General features: G+C 64.1%; 1 protein-coding gene and 1 pseudogene. Both read right to left on the reverse strand.

Annotated features, from left to right (window positions below; translation table 11 throughout):
• Positions 1-448: 448 nt before the first annotated feature.
• On the reverse strand, positions 449-1,225 hold the full coding sequence (istB, locus tag D0817_RS24690) for an IS21-like element helper ATPase IstB (protein WP_127340994.1): 777 nt from the start codon (positions 1,223-1,225) through the stop codon (positions 449-451).
• A 10-nt stretch (positions 1,226-1,235) separates the two neighbouring features.
• Positions 1,236-1,668 (reverse strand): annotated as a pseudogene (locus tag D0817_RS24695) (IS21 family transposase); the annotation flags it as partial.

Here is a 1,668-nt window from a genome sequence, read left to right on the forward strand (position 1 = left end):
GCCCTGCCGCATGCGCTGGCGTTGACAGGATCACTGGCAGGAGCAATGTGACAGCCATAAGTTGACGACATGCCTTCAAGCGATTCCCTGGTGCGTATTTCGGCGAACGTGACCGGTCGTTTCGGCTGAACGTGACCGGTGCGCAGTGTGAGGTGTTGCGCGGCTAAATTGTACAAGCATCGGTCACGATGGGTTCATTTTTTTCTCCTTTCCGTCATCAAATTTCCGTGCGCCGCCGTTTTCTCCCGCGACGTGCGCGCTCCGGTGGCGAAGCCCGGGTTGTGCTTTTTTCTTTCACTGATGGCGCCGTCCTGTGGAGCTTGTGGGCAACCTCCAACCTGTGGACAGGCGATGGGCAACGGGCACCGTTGTCCACGGGCTGTCCACAGGGAAGCGCGCAGCGCTTAGGAGGGAATCGGCTTGCCGATTGTCCACAAATCCACAGGACTCAATGCGGCGGCGCCTGCTCGCCAGGGCCTTGGTCCTTGCGCATCTTCGGGTTTTTTCCCCGCAGCGTATCGCCCGCCAGCGCGAAGCGGTGGTGATGCTGCATGATGCGGTCAAGGATGGCGTCGGCAATGGTGGCGTCGCCGATCCATGCATGCCAGTGCTCGATGGGTAACTGGCCGGCGATGATGGTCGCCTTGTTGCCGGTGCGGTCGTCGATGATTTCCAGCAGATCAGAGCGTGTGTTGCCATCAATGGCGCCAACGCCCCAGTCGTCCAGAACAAGGACGTCCGTCTTGGCCAACTGCAGCAGCCATTTGCCGAAGGCGCCGCTGCCATGCTTGATGCGCAGTTCCTCCTGTAGGCGCGGAACGCGCTGATAGACTGCCGAGTAGCCGCGGCGGCAGGCGTATTGCGCCAATGCGCAGGCGAGCCAGGACTTGCCGGTACCGGTCGCTCCGCTGATCAGAACGCTGTGTCCGGACTCGACCCAGTCGCCCAGTGCCAGGCTCATGACGGCGCGCCGGTCCAGGCCGCGCGCCGGGCGTGTGTCGATGTCTTCAATGGCCGCCTGGCCGTATTTCAGGCGCGCCTGCTTGAGCAAGCGCACGAGCTTGCGGTCATTGCGGCAATGGACCTCCCTGTCGATGAGCAGCGCCAGGCGTTCCTCGAAGCTCATCGCCCCCATGCCGGGCAGGCTCAGTTGTTCTTCAAGGCCGGCGGCCAATCCATCGAGTTTCAGGGCCCGCAGTTGGGCCAAGGTGGTGTGCATCATCATGGTCAATTCCTTATTGATAGTAACGGGCGCCGCGCACATTGGCGTGCTCGGGGCTGACCCATTCTCCGGCGGCGCTGCTGCTGGTTTGGTCGCGGTTGTTGGCGAGGATGTCGCGCACATGGCGGAACTGGCAGGCGCCGATTTGCAGGGCCAGGATGCAGCCGCCTTCCAGGCGCGGCTTGCCGTAGCGCTTCGACAGCGACAGCAGGCCCAGGCAGGCGCGGTAGCCGTGCTCCGGGTGCTTGTGCTCTTCCAGCAGACGGGTCACGACGGCGGCCGTGCCCGGCCCGATGTCCGCGCCCCAGTTGATCAGGCGCTGCGGCGTCCACTCCATGTGGGCGCGGTGGGCCGCCGGCATATGGGCCGTGACGGTGCTGAAGCGGCGCGGCCGGCTATCGCGCGGATGGCTTGCCACGCGCTGGCCACGATGCAGCAGCTCGACG

This window comes from Flavobacterium cupreum (assembly GCF_003996965.1).
GTDB lineage: Bacteria > Bacteroidota > Bacteroidia > Flavobacteriales > Flavobacteriaceae > Flavobacterium > Flavobacterium cupreum.